Below are 19,148 nucleotides of genomic sequence, written 5' to 3' on the forward strand. Positions count from 1 at the left end.
AGCTAGCCGGTCGCTAGCAATGTGATTACACATTAACGGATCTCGCAACCATGCGCACCTCTCAGGAGTCGGTTCCATCGGAGACGGGTGCTGATTCTCACGTCCGTAAAACGTCGGATCTCCTGCTTTTCGGCCTTGCCAACGGTGTTAGCTGGCAGGTCCGAGCTGATCCGGCCGAGCAGAGAAACGGGAGCGACCAAGCGATGGGTCGAGCGGAAGCGCGACGAGCCCAGCGGCGGGCTGAGAAGAGCGGCATACGCAGGCTCTTCACCTGGCGCAAACTACTGGGCACCGCCCTCGGGGTGATCCTGCTGGGCATGGGCGCCTTCGCTGTGCTCTACATGATTGTGGACGTGCCCGAGGGCAACCCCAAGATGGAGTTGCAGGCGAACGTCTACAAGTACGCCGACGGCAGCCTGCTCGCCAGGACCGGCGAGGTCAACCGCGAGATCGTGAGCCTCGCGGAGGTGCCCAAGGAGGTCCAGGACACCTTCGTCGCCGCCGAGAACAAGTCCTTCTACGACGACCACGGCGTCGACTTCAAGGGCACCGCCCGCGGCCTGCTCAACACGCTCTCCGGCAAGGGCAAGCAGGGTGGCTCGACCATCACCCAGCAGTACGTCAAGAACTACTACCTCGACCAGGACCAGACGGTCAGCCGGAAGCTCAAAGAGCTGGTCATCTCGCTGAAGCTGGACCAGAAGAAGACCAAGAAGGAAATCCTCGCCGGCTACATCAACACCAGCTACTTCGGCCGCGGCGCCTGGGGCATCCAGGCCGCGGCGCAGGCGTACTACGGCGTGGACGCCAAGGACCTGAACGTCTCCCAGGGCGCCTACCTCGCCGCGCTGCTCCAGGCACCGAGCCAGTACGACTGGGCCGTCGCCGGGCCGAACGGCAAGCGGCTCGTCAAGGCGCGCTGGGCGTACACGCTGGACAACATGGTCGAGGAGGGCTGGCTCGACTCCGGCAAGCGGCAGGGGCTGAAGTTCCCGGTGCCGCGCGACCCGAAGCCGCTGAACGGGACGGCCGGCCAGAAGGGCTACATCGTGGACGCGGCCCGCAAGGCCGTGATCAAGCAGATGGGCATCAGCGAGAACCAGTTCGACCTCGGCGGCTGGACGATCACCGTCAACATCGACAAGAAGAAGCAGAAGCAGCTGGAGAAGTCGGTCGAGGCCAAGCTGCTCGACAAGCTGGACACCAAGAAGCGCAAGCTCGACAAGGACATCCAGGCGGGCGCCGCCTCGGTCGACCCGAAGACCGGCGCGGTGGTCGCGCTGTACGGCGGACGCGGCCAGAACGAGCACTGGATATCCAACGCCGCCCGCACCGACTTCCAGCCCGCATCCACCTTCAAGCCGGTCATCCTCGCCGCCGCCCTCGACCAGGAGTCGAAGACGCAGGACGGCGAGCGGATCACCGCGAACACCCGCTACGACGGCACCAGCAAGCGCCCCGTCGTCGGCGGCGACCGGTTCTTCGCACCGGAGAACGAGGACGACCACAACTACGGGCAGATCACCGTCCAGACCGCGATGAACCAGTCCGTCAACTCCGTCTTCGCGCAGATGGGCGTGGACGTCGGCATGGACAAGGTCATGGCGACCGCCGGCAAGCTCGGCATGGACGTGGAGAAGCTGGAAGCCGCACCCGCGATGACCCTCGGTTCCATGGGCGCGAGCCCGCTGGCGATGGCCGGGGTCTATGCCACGCTCGACAACCACGGCAAGCAGGTCACCCCGCAGATCGTGAAGTCGGCGGTGCACCAGGGCGACGCCCCACTGGACCTGCCCGACGCCATCGGCGACCAGGTGATCTCCCGCCAGGCCGCGGACTCCGTGACCTCCGTGCTGACCGGCGTGGTGGACGACGGTACGGCCCGCGGGTCGGTCCGCAACGCGGAGGGGCTCTCCGACAAGGACATCGCCGGCAAGACCGGTACCTCCGACGACAACAAGTCGGCCTGGTTCACCGGCTACACCTCCAACCTGGTCACCTCGGTCGGGCTGTTCGGCGAGGCGGCCTTCGACCGCACCACCGACGACGGCAAGAAGGTGAAGAAGAACGCGCAGGTGACCCTCCAGGGCGCCGGCGGCGGCGGACGCGTCAACGGTGGCGGGTTCCCCGCCGAGATCTGGGCCGACTACATGGGCCACTCCGTCGGCAAGTCCCGTGAGTTCGACCTCGACACCGACATGGGCGCCGCGGTCACCCCGCCGCCCGTGTCCCACTCGCCGAGCCCCAGCACCTCGCCCTCCGAGAAGCCCAAGCCCTCCAAGTCGCCGTCCAGCTCGGCGACCTCCGAGCCCCCGCCGGCCAGCGAGTCCCCGCAGAGCTCCCCGCCCGCCTCACCCTCCGGTGACACCTCGGAGAAGCCGCCCACCGACCCCTCGACCGAGCCGGGCCCGGACCCCTCGACCTCCGTGGGCCTGCCGGACATCTCCGGGGACAAGCGGCCGGGCGACAACGAAGACGAGAGGTGACGCGCTGATCCGCCGAGCCTGACAGCGACAACGGGCGGTGTACGAGGATCCAGCCTCGTACACCGCCCGTTCGCGTGTCCCGTGCGGCGCTACCCGCGCACCGGCATCTCGAACCACACCACCTTGCCGGTCGACAGGCGGGTCGCACCCCACCGCCGGGCCAGCCGGTTGACCAGGAACAGGCCGCGGCCGTTCTCGTCCATGTCCTTGGCGCGGCGCTGCCGGGGCAGCTGCGGGGAGTCGTCGCCGACCTCGCAGCGCAGGGTGTCGGTGCGCAGCAGACGCAGGGTCACCGGGCGCTCCGCATACCGCACGGCGTTGGTGACCACCTCGCTGATCAGGAGCTCCACCGAGTCCGAGAGGTCGTCCAGGCCCCACCGGCCGAGCGCCCTGCGGGCCAGCCGGCGGGCCCGGCCGGGGGCGGACTCGTCCGGCTCCAGGAACCAGTACGCTACGTCGCTCGGCGCGATCCCGTCGAAGCGGGCGGCCAGCAGCGCGATGTCGTCGTCGCGGTCACCCGGGCCGAGCATGTCCAGCACGTCGTCGCAGAGGGCCTCCAGCGGCGGCGAGTGGTCCGGGCCGGTCAGCCGGGCGGTCGTGGCCAGCCGCTCGCGCAGCTGCTCGATGCCCGTCCAGACGTCCCGCAGCCGTGACTCGACCAGGCCGTCGGTGTACAGCAGCAGCGTCGCTCCGGCCGGTGCGTCCAGCTCGACGGCCTCGAAGTCCACGCCTCCGACGCCGATCGGGGCGCCCGGGGGCACCCGCAGCACCTCGGCACGGCCGCCCAGGTGGAGCAGGACGGGCGGCGGGTGGCCGGCGTTGGCGACGGTGATGCGGTGCGCGACCGGGTCGTACACCGCGTAGAGGCAGGTGGCCATGCGGTCGCTGCCGAGCCGCTGGGCCTGCTCGTCGAGGTGGTGCAGGACCTCCTGCGGGGGGAGGTCGAGCCCGGCCAGGGTCTGCGCGGTGGTCCGGAGCTGGCCCATGATCGCGGCGGACGTCATGGAGTGGCCCATGACGTCACCGACGACCAGGGCGACCCGGCTGCCGGGCAGCGGGATCGCGTCGTACCAGTCGCCGCCGACCCGGGCCGTCTCGGCGGCCGGCAGGTAGCGCGAGGCGAGCTTCACGCCGGTCGGCTGGGGCAGCGAGTCGGGCAGCATCGTGCGCTGGAGCTCGTCCGCGATGTACGCCTCGCGCCCGTAGAGCACGGCCTTGTCGATGCCGAGGGCGGTGTGCGTGGCCAGCTGGGCGGCGACCAGGAGGTCGTTGGCCTCGAACGCGGGGCGCTCGGCGCCGCGCAGGAAGACCGCCGCCCCGATCACCCGCCGCCGGCCGCGCAGCGGGGCGAGGATCACCCGGTGCCCGGACGGCACCGTGCGGTCCGCGCCCATCAGTTCCGGCAGCGCGACGCGGGCCGCAGCGGAGTCGCCGAAGACCGGCCGCACCCCGCGCAGCACCTCGGCGAGCGCGCTCCCGGCCTGCACCTCGCACAGCTCGGCCGCGGGCATCAGATCGGCGTGCGGGTCGACGGCGGGCAGCCGCAGCCGCTCCGTCTCCGACAGGCTCTCGGTCTCCTCGTCGGTCAGCCGCAGCCGGTCCGAACGGCGCAGCCGCAGCACGAAGGGGTTGACCGGCCGCTCGTCGCCGACGGGCAGCGGGTCGCGCAGGTAGACGAGTATGGCGTCGGAGAACGTCGGCACGCTGGCCCGGCACAGCCCCAGCACGATCTCGTCCAGGTCTATGCCCCGGGCGATCCGCCGGGTCGCGGCGCCCACGAAGCGCAGCCGGTCGCCCTCGCGCCGCGTCGCCGCCTGTGGATCGGGGGCCGCCGGGGCGGAGCCCATGGCGGGGGCCGGGATCGCCGTGGCGGCAGCGGCGGCCGCCACGGCGGCGTCCCGCTGCCGTGGCCGGGTGCGTTCCTGCGGCCGGGCGGCGAGAGGCTGCCGGCCTTCGTGGGAGGTGGGATGCTCCGTCACGCGTGGGATTCCGTCCGTCCGGGCCGGTTGTATGAGGCAATCACCATGTGGGGCGCTACTGTGCCCCGGCAGGAGCGGCAATAACAACGGCTGACATCGCCTTCCCCGCCACAGAGGGCCGAAACGCGATGTTGGGTCAGGGTGTCGGTGACAACGTTTTCGAGGGGACGGCAGCGGACAGTGGACACGTCTCCACCCCCTCGTAGTGGCTCATGCGATGCGGGCAACTCGTGCGACTTGTGACGCCGATGCGGTCCATGAGGCTGCGGTTTGCGCGACGAGCCGATGACCTACGGTCAGGTTCTGCGCCCCGCCTGCCGGTTGGGGCCGAGCCGCTCTCGTCGGGACGATCCTACGTTTGCCCCCCTGGGGTGCATCAAGGGTCTCACGACGGCATGGCGGAAGCCGTACGGTCCGAACCGTCCGGCCGGCGGTCCCAGTCGTCCGGCAGTTCGGGCACCCGCCACGCCGGGTCGGGCCGCCAGTCCTCCCAGCCGTCCCGGAACGGCGTCCCCCAGTCACGGATCAGCCCGACCGCCGCGCGCCCCGCCGCCCGCACCCGGCGCGCCGCGTCCGGCGTGACCAGGCCCACCCGCTGGGCCTGCTCGAACTCGTCCTCGTCGCGCCAGAGCCAGCTGCGGTCCGGGTAGACGGAGATGTCGAGGAAGTGGTCCTCGGAGTCGGTACCGCCGGCCCACCGGGTGCGCGGTTCCTCCAGGTTCACGTACCAGCTGCGGAACTGCCAGCCGCGCTCCCAGAACAGCCAGACCGACCAGGGCTCGCCGGGTCTGGCCAGCTTCAGCACGCCGTTGCCCAGCCAGAGCGAACGGGCCGTCGTGCGCGGGGCGGTGTACCGGGTGGCGAGCGGTTCTGCGTGTACGTCGGTGCCGTCGGCCAGCACCGGCTTGACGCACTCGGTGCCGGGCGCCACCCACACCGCGAGCAGGTCGTCGGTGTCCTGCACGACCGTGACCGGGCGGCAGATGTGGAACGTGTGAGCGGCGGAATCCGGCCGCCGGGGGCCGTTGCCGCGGTAGCGCCACAGGATCTGGTCACCCGGCGCCCAGCGCTCGGTCCCTCCGGTACCTGTCATGGAGAGATCCTACGGAGCGTGCCGCCCCCGCGCGGTGGCGCCCGTCACGGGCGGGTCATGCGCAGCACGTCCAGGGCCTCGTCGAGCTGCTCCTCGGTCAGATCTCCGCGCTCCACGTAGCCCGACGCGAGGACCACTTCACGGATCGTCCGGCGTTCCGCGAGCGACTTCTTGGCGACCTTGGCCGCCTCCTCGTAGCCGATGTACTTGTTCAGCGGGGTGACGACGGACGGCGAGGACTCGGCGTACTCCCTGGCCCGCTCGGCGTGGGCGGTGATCCCGTCGACCGTGCGGTCCGCGAGCAGCCGGGAGGCGTTGGTGAGCAGCCGTACGGACTCCAGCAGGTTCTTCGCGATGACCGGGAGCATCACGTTCAGCTCGAAGTTCCCGGCGGCGCCCGCCGCGGCGACCGTGGCGTCGTTCCCCGTCACCTGCGCGGCGACCATCAGCACCGCCTCGGGGATGACCGGGTTGACCTTGCCCGGCATGATCGAGGAGCCGGGCTGCAGGTCGGGCAGCGAGATCTCGGCGAGCCCGGTGCGCGGGCCGGACGCCATCCAGCGCAGGTCGTTGCAGATCTTGGTGAGCGAGACGCCGATGGTGCGCAGCTGGCCCGAGGTCTCCACCAGGCCGTCCCGCGCGCCCTGCGCCTCGAAGTGGTCCCGGGCCTCGGTGAGCGGCAGCCCGGTGACACGGGCCACCTCCGCGATGACGGCGGCGGAGAAGCCGGGCGGGGTGTTGATACCGGTGCCCACGGCCGTGCCGCCGAGGGGGAGTTCGGCGAGCCGGGGGAGCGAGGCGCGCAGCCGCTCGACGCCGTGGCGGATCTGGGCGGCGTACCCCCCGAACTCCTGGCCGAGGGTGACGGGCGTGGCGTCCATGAGGTGGGTGCGCCCGGACTTCACGACCGTCGCGAACTCCGCCGCCTTGCGCTCCAGGGCGGCGGCGAGGTGGTCCAGGGCGGGGATCAGGCCGGCGGTGACCGCGGCCGTGGCGGCGATGTGGATGGAGGACGGGAAGACGTCGTTGGAGGACTGCGAGGCGTTGACGTGGTCGTTGGGGTGGACCTCGCGGCCGAGGCGCTCGGTGGCGAGGGTGGCCACGACCTCGTTGGTGTTCATGTTCGAGGAGGTACCCGAGCCCGTCTGGAAGACGTCGACCGGGAAGTGCGCGTCCCAGCGCCCCTCGGCGACCTCGTCGGCCGCCTCCTGGACGGCCCGGGCGATGTCGGGGTCGAGGACCTTCAGCTCGGCGTTGACCTTGGCGGCGGCGGCCTTGATGCGGGCCAGGGCCTCGATGTGGGCCCGCTCCAGACGCTGTCCGGAGACCGGGAAGTTCTCCACGGCCCGCTGCGTCTGGGCCCGCCACTTCGCGTCCGAGGGGACCCTGACCTCGCCCATCGAGTCGTGCTCGACGCGGTAGCCCTCGTCCATTCCCTGATCCGTCATCGTCCAACCTCTCTGAAGTCACCCAAAAAGATGAGCACTTGTCTTGTTCCATGTATTCCCAAGATGCCTACCGACCAGTAAATACCGGGGGTAACCACAACCCGGGGAGACGCAATGAGGCGCACCAGGCACAGAATCCGCTGTACCGTCGCGGCCGCCGCGGCCATCGCGGCGGCGTTCGGCGGGATGACCGCGGCGACGGGCACGGCCGCCGCCGCGTCCGGTACCAGCAGTACCGCATCCACCCCCCTGTCACCGGAACTGGAGGCCATCCGCGCCGCCGAGGCCACCCAGCTGTACGGCGACCCGGCCGAGCGCCCCCTCGACCAGCGCAGGACCGGGCTCATCTCGCTCGGCGACAGCGAGATCTCCGGCGAGGGCGTCGGCACGTACGAGGCCGGCACCAACGGCCCCGACAACTGGTGCCACCGCTCGCCCGACTCCGCCATCCACCGCACGGGGATCGCCGCCGACGTCACGTACAACGTCTCGTGCTCCGGCGCGTACACCGGAAACATCGTCATCGGCGGCTCCAAGCAGTACGCCGACGAGCTGGTGCAGAGCGACAACCTGGCCGTCAAGGCGCGCAACACCCGCATCAAGATGATCGTGCTGGTCGCGGGCGCCAACGACGACCTCCAGTTCGGGCCCGTCATGACGGACTGCGTCGAGCGCTGGATCCTCATCCAGGGGTCGTGCCGGTCGAAGTACGAGGGCGGCTGGCAGGCCCGCGTGGACGGGCTCGTCCCCAAGGTCGAGAAGACCGTGCGCGACCTGCGGACCGTGATGACCGGCGCCGGTTACGCGGACAGCGACTACAAGCTCGTCGTCATGGGCTACCCGAGCCCCATCGGCCCGGACTTCTACGACAACCCGAAGTTCCCCGGCAAGCTTCCCGGTGGCTGCGCCGGATACGACTCCGACGCCGCCTGGGGGCGCAACGCCGCCGTACCCGCCTTCGAACGCGGCATGCGCAGGGCCGCGGCCGACACGGGGGCCGTCTACCTGGACAACTCCCGGCTCTTCCACGGCCACGAGGTGTGCAGCGAGTCCACCTGGGCGCGCGGCCTCTACATCGACCTGTCGCACTTCCCGCCGGACTCCAACTCGGTGCGCCAGTCCTTCCACCCGAACGCCGCCGGGCACGGCGCCTTCGCCTCCTGCCTGACCCAGATCTACAACTCCGGCCTGCGCGAGGCGAGCTGCGCCGACCCGGCGAGCACCGGGCAGCCCGTCCTCCAGCCGGTCGCCTGGGACGATGTCTTCGAGCCGCTGCGCGGCGAGGCCACGGCCACCTGCCTGGACGCCCCCGCCTCCGTCACCCGCAACAACACCGGGGTCACCGGCTGGGAGTGCCACGGCGGGCGCAACCAGGGCTGGTGGTACGACTCCGGCACGCAGACCCTGCGCACCGAACTGAGCCACGACCGCTGCCTGGACGTCCCCGGCGCCGACTACGAGGCCGGCGCCTCGCTGATCCTCTACAACTGCTCCGGCGCCGCCAACCAGCGCTTCGTCCGCCAGTCGGGCACCCTGCGCCCGGCCGCGTCGACGGGCCTGTGCGCGACCCTCGCGGGCGCCCACGACCCGCTGAGGCTCCAGCCCTGCGACGGCACCGCGAAGCAGCGCTTCGCATAACTCGCCGCGGACGCGGGTACGGGGAAGGGCCGCACCGCCCCTTCCCCGTACCCGCGCCCCTCATCCGGACGTCACGAACGCCGTCAGGATGCCCGCCAGATGGCCCGGGTCACGCGCCCCGCACAGCTCGCGGGCCGAGTGCATCGAGAGCCCGGGGACCCCCACGTCGACCGTCGGCACGCCCAGCCGGGCCGCTGTGAGCGGGCCGATCGACGTGCCGCACGGCATCGCGTTGTTGGAGACGAACGGCTGCCACGGCGCGCCCGCCCGCTCGCAGGCCGAAGCGAACACCGCGATCCCGGTCGAGTCGGTCGCGTACCGCTGGTTGACGTTGACCTTGACCGTCGGGCCGCAGTTGGGCAGCGGCTGGTGGCCCGGGTCGTGGCGCTCCGCGTAGTTCGGGTGCACCGCGTGCGCCATGTCGGCCGATACGCAGTACGCCCCGGCCAGCGCCCGCGACCAGTCCTCCGCGCTGCCGCCCCGGGCCGTCACCGAGCGGCTCAGCACCCGCTCCAGCATCGGGCTCTGCGCCCCCGTGTCCGAGCCGCTGCCGACCTCCTCGTGGTCGAAGGCCGCCAGCACCGGGATGTACGCCGGCGGCTCGGCGGCCGTCGCCGCGGCCGTCAGCGCGGTGACCCCGGCGTGCACCGACACCAGGTTGTCCAGCCGCGAGGACACCAGGAACTCCCGCTCCGCGCCCAGGTATCCGGGCGGCTGCACGTCGTGCAGCATCAGGTCCCAGCCCAGCACGTCGCCCGGCTCCGTCTCGGCCGCCGCCGCGACCCGGCGCAGCAGCGCGCCCTCGTCGGCCGCGCCGAGCGACCAGACGGGGGCGATGTGGCGCTGCCGGTCCAGGGCGAGGCCGTCGTTGACGGTGCGGTCCAGGTGGATCGCCAGCTGCGGCACCCGCAGCAGGGGCTCGTCGATCTGCACGAGCCGGGACTCGGTCCCGCCGCCGGGGCCGCGCAGCGCGAGCCGCCCGGAGACGCCCAGGTCGCGGTCGAGCCAGGTGTTGAGCGGCACCCCGCCGTAGATCTCCACCGCGACCTGCCGCCACCCCGCCGAAGCCGTGTCCGGGGTGGGCTTGACCCGCAGGTTCGGCGAGTCGGTGTGCGTGCCGATGATCCGGAAGGGGGTGTGGGCGGGCAGCGACTCGGGAACGTACCAGGCGATCAGGGCGCCCCCTCGGGCGACGAAGCCGCCGCCCGTGGTGCCCGTCCAGTCGTCGGTGCCGCGCAGTTCACGAAAGCCCGCCTTCTCCAGCCGCTGGGCGGCGCTCGCCACGGCGTGGTACGGCGAGGGGCTCGCGGCGATGAACGAGAGCAGGTCGTCGGCGTGGCTGCGGTGGGGGACCGGCGTCATGCGGTGTCCGCCTTTCCGGAAACGGGACGGTGAGGGTGGGGCGGCCGCACAGGTTCGCCCGGCGGTGCGGAGTTTTCCGGCAACGCCGGACAACCCACCGCACACCAACGGCCCCCCGCAAGCCCGGCGGACGGCCCGGTGCGCGAAAGCGGCGGTGCGCTGCGGGCGGCGCCGGAGCCCGGACGGGGGCCCGCGGCCCGCCCCGGTCCCCTCCGGGTGGCCCCGGACCCGGCCGGCGCGGCGGGACGGCCGCCGCGGCGCACGCGAGAGATTGGCTGGAAACCGCCGTAGGACGCGCGGCCCGGACTCAGCCCAGGCCCGGCCCGCGCACCGGGATGCTGGTGAACGTGGGCGCCGGGGCGGGCTCGGTGAAGAAGTCGTTGCCCTTGTCGTCGACCACGACGAACGCCGGGAAGTCCTCCACCTCGATCCTCCAGACCGCCTCCATGCCGAGCTCCTCGTACTCGACGACCTCGACCTTCTTGATGCAGTCCTGCGCGAGGCGGGCCGCCGGGCCGCCGATCGAGCCGAGGTAGAAGCCGCCGTGCTCGCCGCACGCGTCGGTGACCTGCTTGGAGCGGTTGCCCTTCGCCAGCATCACCTTGGAGCCGCCCGCCGCCTGGAACTGCGCGACGTAGCTGTCCATCCGGCCGGCCGTCGTCGGGCCGAAGGAGCCGGAGGCGTACCCCTCCGGGGTCTTCGCCGGGCCCGCGTAGTACACCGGGTGGTCCTTCAGGTACTGCGGCATCTCCTCGCCCGCGTCGAGGCGTTCCTTGATCTTGGCGTGCGCGATGTCGCGCGCCACGACCAGCGGACCGGTCAGCGAGAGCCGGGTCTTGACCGGGTACCTGGTCAGCTCCGCGAGGATCTCGTCCATGGGCCGGTTCAGGTCGATCCGGACGACGTCGCCCTCGGTGTCGAGGTGCTCGTCGGTGGTGTCCGGCAGGAAGCGGGCCGGGTCCTTCTCCAGCTGCTCCAGGAAGACGCCCTCGGCGGTGATCTTCGCGGTGGCCTGGCGGTCCGCCGAGCAGGACACGGCGATGGCGACGGGCAGCGAGGCGCCGTGCCGGGGCAGGCGCACCACGCGCACGTCGTGGCAGAAGTACTTGCCGCCGAACTGCGCGCCGATGCCGATCTTCTGCGTCAGCTCGAAGACCTTCTCCTCCAGCTCCTTGTCGCGGAAGCCGTGACCGGTCGGGGAGCCCTCGGCGGGCAGCTCGTCCAGGTAGTGCGCGGAGGCGTACTTCGCGGTCTTCAGCGCGAACTCGGCGGACGTACCGCCGACGACGATCGCCAGGTGGTACGGCGGGCAGGCCGCGGTGCCCAGTGAACGGATCTTCTCCTCCAGGAACTTCATCATGGAGGCCTCGTTGAGGACCGCCTTGGTCTCCTGGAAGAGGAACGACTTGTTGGCCGAGCCGCCGCCCTTGGCCATGAAGAGGAACTTGTACGCGCCGCCGTCGGTGGCGTACAGCTCGATCTGGGCCGGGAGGTTCGAGCCGGTGTTCTTCTCCTCCCACATGTTCAGCGGGGCCATCTGCGAGTAACGCAGGTTGAGCTTGGTGTACGCGTCGAAGATGCCGTGCGACAGGGCCTCCTCGTCACCGCCCTCGGTCAGCACGTTCTGCCCGCGCTTGCCCATGACGATCGCCGTGCCGGTGTCCTGGCACATCGGCAGGACACCCGCGGCCGCGATGTTCGCGTTCTTCAGCAGGTCCAGCGCGACGAACTTGTCGTTGGACGAGGCCTCCGGGTCGTCCACGATCCGCCTCAGCTGCGCCAGGTGCGCGGGCCGCAGGTAGTGCGAGATGTCGTGCATGGCCTCGGCGGCCAGGGTGCGCAGCGCATCCGGCTCGACCTTGAGGAACGTACGTCCGTCGGCCTCGAAGGTGGACACACCCTCGGCGGTGACCAGACGGTACGGCGTGGTGTCCTCTCCCAGGGGGAGCAGATCGGAGTACGCAAACTCTGGCATTACGGCCATTCCTCACTCGGCAGACAGCGGCTGGCCACCCTTGGACAGCGCACCCACCAGGGTAGGACGCGCCGGGAGCACCGGGCTTGTGAGGTAGGGCTCACCAAGGGCGGCCCTCTCGGGTCCGCGATCCGCCGTGCGGCGCACCGCCCGGCCCCTGTCGCGATCTATCGCGTTTCGGTACGCTGGGGCGGTGGACCTCGAGAAGCAGCCCCAGCAGCCCACCGCACCGGCGGACACCGACGTCATCCGCGCCTCCGACGCGGACCGCGACCGGATCGCGGACATCCTGCGGGAAGCGCTGGCCGAGGGCCGGCTGACCGCCGACGAGCACGCGGAGCGGATCGACTCCGTCTACCGCGCCAAGACCGTCGGCGAGCTCGAACCGCTCGTACGGGACCTGCCGACGCCGGGCGGCGAGCCCGGGGCGGCCACCGGAGCGCCGTACGCCTATGGCCCCGACCAGGCCGCGGGCCCCGCCGAGAACCTGGTGGCGATCTTCAGCAGCTCGACCCGCAAGGGCCGTTGGCGGGTGGGCGCCCGTACGAACGCCTTCTCACTGTTCGGCAGTGTGGAAATCGACCTGACGGAGGCGCTTTTCGGACAGCGTCTCACCGTGATCAACGCGACCTCCGTCTTCGGCAGCGTGGAGATCCGGGTGCCCGAGAACATCTCGCTGCGCGGCAGCGGCACGGGTGTCTTCGGCAGTTTCGAAGTGCGCACCCTGGAATCCGCCGATCCCGAGGCGCCCGTGGTCGTCGTCAACGGATATTCGGTGTTCGGCAGCGTCGAGGCGAAGCCGAAGCGCGGCAAGTTCATCACCGATCTGCAGGACCGGCTGCGCAAGCACCTCGACAAGCACCTCGACCGCTGAGAGCGTCCGGCGGCGCGCTTCGGCGGGGATTCTTTCCGGCCGAAAAGGCACTCGACCGCAATTGCGTGGAACGGACCTGAGTACCACTCAGTGCATAGGCGCGCGCACAGCGGGTAGGGACTGCTGCATCGCCTCTCGCTCGCGAAGCCGTCGTCAGGAGTGGACCGTGCTGCAACTGCCGCATCAGCCCCTGCAGGTCGCCGCCGTTCCCCCGCAGCGGGTCCCCGCTCGGGAGGACCAGGCCGGCCCCTGGCACTCGGAGGCGGTGTGCCGCCGGGACGAAGCCGGGCTGTTCTTCGCCCCGTCGAAGGAGCCGACTGCCGCCCGCCTCTCGCGCGAGGAGTCCGCGAAACGGGTCTGCGCGCGCTGTCCCGTGATGGTGGAGTGCCGCGAGCACGCCCTGATGCAGCCCGAGCCGTACGGGGTGTGGGGCGGCCTCACGGCTGCCGAGCGCCGTGTCGCGCTCGCCCGGCGCAGACGGCGCGACGTCGAGCTGAAGGCCGCGGGCTGACCCGGTCCCGTACCCGTACGTACGAAGAGGCGCCCCCACCGCACATGGGGGGCGCCTCTTCGGGCGGACGCGCGGACGCGGGCCGTGGGGGTGGGGTCCGGGTGCTACTTCGCCCGGTCGAAGTCGACGGCGCTGTAGGCGCGCAGCTTCGACAGCCGGTGGGTGGAGCTGATCGTCCGGATCGTGCCGGACTTGGACCGCATGACGATGGACTCGGTGGTCGCCGTCTCCGAGCGGTAGCGCACCCCGCGCATCAGCTCGCCGTCGGTGATCCCGGTCGCCACGAAGAACACGTTGTCCCCGCTGACCAGGTCGTCCGTGGACAGCACCCGGTCCAGGTCGTGCCCGGCGTCCAGGGCGCGCCGCCGCTCGGCCTCGTCCTTCGGCCAGAGCTTGCCCTGGATGACACCGCCGAGGCACTTTATGGCGCAGGCCGAGATGATGCCCTCCGGCGTGCCGCCGATGCCCATGAGCAGGTCCACGCCGGTGCCCTCGCGGGCGGCCATGATCGACCCGGCCACGTCGCCGTCGGAGATGAACTTGATGCGGGCGCCGGTCTCCCGGATCTCCTTGACGATGCCCTCGTGGCGGGGGCGGTCCAGGACGACGACGGTGACGTCCTCGGGCGCGGAGTTCTTCGCCCGGGCGACGCGGCGGATGTTCGCCGAGACGGGGGCGTTGATGTCCACGAAGTCGGCCGCCTCCGGGCCGGTGACCAGCTTGTCCATGTAGAAAACCGCGGACGGGTCGAACATCGCGCCCCGGTCGGCGGCGGCCAGGACGGCGATCGCGTTCGGCATGCCCTTGGCGTTGAGGGTCGTGCCGTCGATCGGGTCGACGGCGATGTCGACCTCGGGCCCGGTCCCGTCGCCCACGTGCTCGCCGTTGAACAGCATGGGCGCCTCGTCCTTCTCGCCCTCACCGATGACGACGACGCCGTTCATGGAGACGGTCGAGACGAGGGTCCGCATGGCGTTCACGGCGGCACCGTCGGCCCCGATCTTGTCCCCGCGGCCGACCCAGCGCCCGGCGGCCATGGCGGCGGCCTCGGTGACCCGGACCAGCTCCAGGGCGAGGTTGCGGTCGGGGGCCTCCGGGGAGACCTCCAGCTGGGACGGCAGATGATGCTCGGACATCGGAGCGCACCTTTCTGTACGGCGACGACCGGATGAGGGTGATCTGACTCTATCGCCAGGTCGATAAAATGAGCAGACCGGGTCACGTTTGAGCGGGGCGGCCCCCGATCCGGTCGCTCAGGGACTGATGCGACGATGGACCCGTGGCAAGCAAGCGAGGCAAGCAGACCGTCCGGGACATGATCCTGTCGTTGTTGGCGATCGCCGCCGTGGCGGGTGTCGTCTACATCTTCATCCCGCACGACGACAAGGCCGATCCGGTCAAGGCGGTCGACTACCGCGTCGAACTCCTGACCGCGCGGCGCGCCGCCCCGTACCCGGTGGCGGCCCCCGACGGCCTGCCCGCGGGCTGGAAGCCCACCTCGGTCACGTACGACCGGGACAAGGGCAACAGCTGGCACCTGGGCTTCCTCGACCCGGACGGCAGGTACGTCGCGGTGGAGCAGTCCACGGCCCCGGCGAAGCTCTACATCGGCCAGGTGAGCCAGCAGGCCGAGAACACCGGGCGCACGCAGGAGGTCGGCGGGCAGACCTGGCAGCGCTGGGAGGGCCCGAAGTACGACGCGCTGGTGCGCGAGGAGAAGGGCGCGACGACGGTCGTGACCGGCTCGGCCCCGGCGGAGCGGCTGGCGGAGATGGCGGCGGCGCTCAAGACGTCCTGACGGCCGCGTACCGACTTCGCGTACGGACACGGGAAAGGCCCCGGAGCGAGTGCTCCGGGGCCTTTCCCGTGTCCGCCGTTCAGAAGGCGGTGGCTCAGACGGTCTTGATGACCTCGTCGAAGGCGAGGCGCGGCGAGCGCGGGAACCAGGCGTCCTCGCCGGGCTTGCCGATGTTGACGACCATCAGGACGCTGTGGTCGCCGTCCAGGAACTCCTTCTCGATGCCCGCGGCGTCGTAGCCGGTCATCGGGCCGGCGGCCAGGCCGGCGGCGCGGACGCCGATGATGAAGTACGCGGCCTGCAGGGCGGCGTTCAGCGAGGCGGCCGACTCACGGACCGGGCGCTCCGAGAAGAACATGTCCTTGGCCTGCGGGAAGTGCGGCAGCAGGGCCGGGAGCTCCTCGTGGAACTCGTTGTCCGCGGCCAGGATCGCGACCAGCGGGGCGGTCGAGGTCTTCGGCTGGTTGCCCTCGGCCATGTGCTTGACGAGGCGCGCGCGAGCGTCCTCCGAACGCACCAGGACGACGCGCAGCGGCGACTGGTTGAAGGCGGTCGGGCCGAACTTGACCAGGTCGTAGATGGCCTGGACCTGCTCGTCGGTCACCGGCTCGTCGGTGAACGTGTTGGCGGTACGGGCCTCGCGGAAAAGCAGGTCCTGGGCGGCGGGGTCAAGAACGAGGGACATCGGGCGTATTACCTTCCGGACGTACACGGGGGGAGCGGGCCGCGAACACGGGGGATCGGGCCACGACGATCACCGTACGGCGGAAGTGCGTTAACGTTCAACTAAATCTGGAGTGGGGAGACTCACGCCGGAGACCCGGAATAAGCCGTCACGCCTCGTCCTGCGCCGGGTCCGCCAGCGCGGCGTCCAGGCGGGCCCGGGCGCCCTCCAGCCAGTGCCGGCACACCTTCCCCAGCTCCTCGCCGCGCTCCCAGAGCGCGAGGGAGTCCTCCAGCGAGGTCCCGCCCGCCTCCAGCCGGCGTACGACCTCGATCAGCTCGTCGCGCGCCTGCTCGTAGCCGAGTGTGCCCGTCGCGGCGGAGGCCGCCGTCCCGTCGTCCGTCATGTGCTCCACCCTAGGTTTCCGTAAGTGTTCGGCCTGCACGCCGTTGCGCGCCGGCCCCTACCGCCGCCCCGGTCCGGGCGTGTGCCCCTACTCCGCGACCCGCACCGCGAACTCGCCCCCCGACACCCGGGCCCGCAGCGTCTCCCCGGCGCCGCCCGCGTCCCCGGGGTCCCGGACCACGTGCCCGTCGGCGCGCTGGAGCACCGCGTACCCGCGCTCCAGGGTCGCGGCCGGGGACAGCGCGAGGACCCGGGCCCGGGTGTGGGCCAGCTCCGAGTCCGCCCGGTCCAGCAGATGGCCCAGCACCCGGCGGGCGCGCCCGGCCAGCGCGTCGACGTCCGCCTCGCGCTCGTCGACCATCCGCTGCGGGTGCTCCATGCAGGGCCGCCCCAGCGCATGGGCCAGGCCCCGCTCCTCCCGGTCGAGCAGCCCCCGTACCGTCCGCAGGGACCGGTCCCGCAGCTGCCGGACCCGGTCCAGCTCCTCGCCCACGTCCGGCACGACCTTCTTCGCCGCGTCCGTCGGCGTGGACGCCCGTACATCCGCGACCAGGTCGAGCAAGGGGGAGTCCGGCTCGTGCCCGATCGCCGAGACCACCGGCGTACGGCAGGCCGCGACCGTACGGATCAGCTCCTCGTCCGAGAACGGCAGCAGGTCCTCGACGCTGCCGCCGCCGCGCGCCACGACGATCACGTCGACGTCCGGGATGCCGTCCAGCTCCTTGACCGCCCGCACGACCTGGTTCACCGCGTGCACCCCCTGCACGGCGGCGTTGCGGACCTCGAAGCGGACGGCCGGCCAGCGGCGGCGGGCGTTCTCCAGCACATCGCGCTCGGCCGCCGACGCCCGGCCGCAGACCAGGCCGATCAGCTGGGGCAGGAAGGGCAGCGGCTTCTTCCGGTCGAGGGCGAAGAGGCCCTCGGACGCCAGGGACTTCTTCAGCTGCTCCAGCCGCACCAGCAGCTCGCCGATGCCGACCGGCCGTATCTCCGTCGCCCGCAGCGAGAGCTGCCCCCGGGGCGCGTACCACTCCGGCTTGGCCAGCACGACGACCCGCGCGCCCTCCGAGACGACATCGGCGATCCGGTCGAAGACCTGCCGGAAGCACGTCACGCTCACCGAGATGTCGTGCGACGGGTCGCGCAGCGTCAGGAACACCACACCGGCGCCCGGCCGCCGGGACAGCTGGGTGATCTGGCCCTCGACCCAGACCGCACCGAGCCGGTCGATCCAGCCGCCGATGAGCCGCGACACGTCACCGACGGGCAGCGGGGCTTCCGGAGAAGTGTTCAGAGCCATGCGAGCGAGCGTAACGGCCGGGACGGACAACAGGCCCTTCCCCGTTCAGCGGGCCACGCCCCGCCGCCCCCGCTGCACCAGCACCACCACGAGCCCCACCACCAGCCAGCAGGCACCCACCACCTGGGCGCTCCCCGACGCCTCCACGATCACCGCCACCAGCACCCCGGCACCGACCACCGGCACTACCAGATGACGCCACCAGCCCGGCTCGCCCTCCATCCGCCGCACCACGAACCAGCCGACCACCGACGCGTGCAGCAGCACGAACGCCGTCAGCGCCCCGATGTCCACGACCGACACCAGATGGTCGAGCCCGTCGTCGCGCCGCGCCGCCCACACCGCCGCCACCAGCGTCACCACGGCGGCGATCAGGATCGCCGTCCGCGGCACCCCGGAGCGTGCGTCGACCCGGGACAGCAGCCCGGGCAGCCGCCGCTCACGGGCCATCGCGAACAGCAGCCGCCCCGCCGCCGCCTGCCCCGCCAGCGCGGCGAACGCCGCCCCGATCGCCTTGCTCACGGCCACCAGATCGTGCAGCCAGGCCCCCACCGCGGCGTCCACCGTGTCGTAGAACGCCGAGCCCTGCGCCCCCGGATCCGCGGTCAGCTCCGCCGACGTCATCGGCTCCAGCAGGGCGGCGAGATACGCCTGCGCCACGAACAGCGTCCCCGCGAGCACCAGGCAGAACAGCACCGCCCGCGCCACCTGCGCCGAACCCCCCGTCACCTCCTCCGCGAACGAGGCGATGGCGTCGAACCCCAGGTACGAGAGCACCGCCACGGACACCGCACCCAGCACCGCCGTCGTGGAGAACCCGGAATCCCCGGTGAGCGGCGTCAGCCAGCCGCGCTGCGCCCCGTCCCGTACGAGCACCACCACGGCCGACACCACGAACACCAGCAGCACCACGATCTCCATCGCCAGCACCGCGAAGCCGACCCGGGCGGCGGCGCGCACACCCCACAGGTTGAGCAGCGTCGTCAGCACCACCGCGAGCGCCGTCCACACCCACCGCGAGACCCCGGGCACCAGCGAGTTCATCGCGATCCCGGAGAAGAGGTACGCCACGGCCGGGATCAGCAGGTAGTCCAGCATCGCCATCCACCCGGCGATGAACCCCGGCCCCTCGCCGAGCCCCTTGCGGGCGTACGCGAACACCGAACCGGCCATCGGGGCGACCCGCACCATCTGGGCGTAACTGAACGCGGTGAACGCCATCACGACGGTCGCGGCGACGTACACCAGCGCCACCGCCCCGTCCGACTTCGCGTCGAGCGTCCCGAACACACCGACGGGCGCCATCGGGGCGATGAACAGCAGCCCGTAGACCACCAGGTCCCGGAACCCGAGCGTCCGCCGCAGCCGCGCCCTCTCCGTGGAGCCGGAATCCGTACCGCTGTCGGTCATGAGCCCTCCGTAGTCGGCGTCGCCCCCCCAGTCTCCCGACCTGCCGCTCCCCCCGCCCGTCCGGTACGGCCTAACGGCCTCCCCTGCGGCAGGGGGCGGGCTCCCGACGTCCTGCGACTCCGCTTGCGGCGTTGTCGTCAGTCAACGACTTCCCCGAGCTCTCGGCTGCGCTCGAACAGGGGAGACCCCACTGCGTCGATTCCCT

15 protein-coding genes are annotated in these 19,148 nt (G+C 71.5%); 5 read left to right on the plus strand and 10 right to left on the minus strand.

Features of this window, described 5'->3' with window-relative positions; translation table 11 throughout:
• The first annotated feature begins 203 nt into the window (after positions 1 to 203).
• On the plus strand, positions 204 to 2,486 hold the full coding sequence (locus OG242_RS21190; RefSeq protein WP_405899662.1) for a transglycosylase domain-containing protein: 2,283 nt from the start codon (positions 204 to 206) through the stop codon (positions 2,484 to 2,486).
• Between the two features lie 89 nt (positions 2,487 to 2,575).
• Here the strand turns inward: OG242_RS21190 and OG242_RS21195 are convergent, their stop codons facing one another.
• The 3 genes from OG242_RS21195 to OG242_RS21205 all read right to left on the minus strand — a co-directional run bounded on the left by OG242_RS21195 (position 2,576) and on the right by OG242_RS21205 (position 7,006).
• On the minus strand, positions 2,576 to 4,465 hold the full coding sequence (locus tag OG242_RS21195) for a SpoIIE family protein phosphatase (RefSeq protein WP_405899663.1): 1,890 nt from the start codon (positions 4,463 to 4,465) through the stop codon (positions 2,576 to 2,578).
• Positions 4,466 to 4,850: 385 nt separating this feature from the next.
• Positions 4,851 to 5,558, minus strand: a complete 708-nt coding sequence (locus OG242_RS21200) for a DUF402 domain-containing protein (RefSeq protein WP_405899664.1) — start codon at positions 5,556 to 5,558, stop codon at positions 4,851 to 4,853.
• A gap of 44 nt (positions 5,559 to 5,602) precedes the next feature.
• Positions 5,603 to 7,006, minus strand: coding sequence for a class II fumarate hydratase (locus OG242_RS21205; protein WP_405899665.1), 1,404 nt, complete (start codon positions 7,004 to 7,006; stop codon positions 5,603 to 5,605).
• A 114-nt stretch (positions 7,007 to 7,120) separates the two neighbouring features.
• Here OG242_RS21205 and OG242_RS21210 point away from each other — a divergent pair, with 114 nt between their 5' ends.
• A complete protein-coding gene (locus tag OG242_RS21210) occupies positions 7,121 to 8,644 on the plus strand; it encodes a ricin-type beta-trefoil lectin domain protein (protein WP_405899666.1) in 1,524 nt (507 codons plus the stop codon).
• A 60-nt stretch (positions 8,645 to 8,704) separates the two neighbouring features.
• On the opposite strand, the gene OG242_RS21215 is transcribed toward OG242_RS21210, so the two are convergent.
• Both OG242_RS21215 and OG242_RS21220 read right to left on the minus strand, forming a co-directional pair.
• A complete protein-coding gene (locus tag OG242_RS21215; RefSeq protein ID WP_405899667.1) occupies positions 8,705 to 10,006 on the minus strand; it encodes a M18 family aminopeptidase in 1,302 nt (433 codons plus the stop codon).
• Between the two features lie 307 nt (positions 10,007 to 10,313).
• The gene (locus tag OG242_RS21220; protein WP_405899668.1) at positions 10,314 to 11,990 is read right to left on the minus strand and encodes a fumarate hydratase; all 1,677 of its coding nucleotides are present in this window, start codon (positions 11,988 to 11,990) and stop codon (positions 10,314 to 10,316) included.
• Between the two features lie 184 nt (positions 11,991 to 12,174).
• Between OG242_RS21220 and OG242_RS21225 the strand changes: the two genes are divergently transcribed.
• On the plus strand, positions 12,175 to 12,855 hold the full coding sequence (locus OG242_RS21225; protein ID WP_405899669.1) for a DUF1707 domain-containing protein: 681 nt from the start codon (positions 12,175 to 12,177) through the stop codon (positions 12,853 to 12,855).
• 166 nt (positions 12,856 to 13,021) lie between these two features.
• Positions 13,022 to 13,366, plus strand: coding sequence for a WhiB family transcriptional regulator (locus tag OG242_RS21230; protein ID WP_018519019.1), 345 nt, complete (start codon positions 13,022 to 13,024; stop codon positions 13,364 to 13,366).
• A 104-nt stretch (positions 13,367 to 13,470) separates the two neighbouring features.
• Here the strand turns inward: OG242_RS21230 and glpX are convergent, their stop codons facing one another.
• The gene (glpX, locus tag OG242_RS21235; protein ID WP_405899670.1) at positions 13,471 to 14,502 is read right to left on the minus strand and encodes a class II fructose-bisphosphatase; all 1,032 of its coding nucleotides are present in this window, start codon (positions 14,500 to 14,502) and stop codon (positions 13,471 to 13,473) included.
• Between the two features lie 143 nt (positions 14,503 to 14,645).
• On the opposite strand from glpX, the gene OG242_RS21240 reads away from it, so the two are divergent.
• The gene (locus OG242_RS21240) at positions 14,646 to 15,164 is read left to right on the plus strand and encodes a DUF4245 domain-containing protein (protein ID WP_405899671.1); all 519 of its coding nucleotides are present in this window, start codon (positions 14,646 to 14,648) and stop codon (positions 15,162 to 15,164) included.
• A gap of 94 nt (positions 15,165 to 15,258) precedes the next feature.
• Here the strand turns inward: OG242_RS21240 and OG242_RS21245 are convergent, their stop codons facing one another.
• The 4 genes from OG242_RS21245 to OG242_RS21260 all read right to left on the minus strand — a co-directional run bounded on the left by OG242_RS21245 (position 15,259) and on the right by OG242_RS21260 (position 18,943).
• Entirely contained in the window at positions 15,259 to 15,849 is a 591-nt protein-coding gene (locus tag OG242_RS21245; protein WP_405899672.1) for a malonic semialdehyde reductase, read from the minus strand.
• A 148-nt stretch (positions 15,850 to 15,997) separates the two neighbouring features.
• Positions 15,998 to 16,234 (minus strand): exodeoxyribonuclease VII small subunit, encoded by a 237-nt coding sequence (locus OG242_RS21250; protein WP_405899673.1) that lies wholly within the window; start codon positions 16,232 to 16,234, stop codon positions 15,998 to 16,000.
• A gap of 87 nt (positions 16,235 to 16,321) precedes the next feature.
• Entirely contained in the window at positions 16,322 to 17,533 is a 1,212-nt protein-coding gene (gene xseA / locus OG242_RS21255; protein ID WP_405899674.1) for an exodeoxyribonuclease VII large subunit, read from the minus strand.
• 45 nt (positions 17,534 to 17,578) lie between these two features.
• Positions 17,579 to 18,943 carry an APC family permease gene (locus OG242_RS21260; RefSeq protein ID WP_405899675.1) on the minus strand — a complete coding sequence of 455 codons (1,365 nt, stop codon included), beginning with the start codon at positions 18,941 to 18,943 and terminating at the stop codon, positions 17,579 to 17,581.
• Positions 18,944 to 19,148: the final 205 nt, after the last annotated feature.

This window comes from Streptomyces sp. NBC_00727 (assembly GCF_045161745.1).
Classification (GTDB): Bacteria; Actinomycetota; Actinomycetes; order Streptomycetales; family Streptomycetaceae; genus Streptomyces.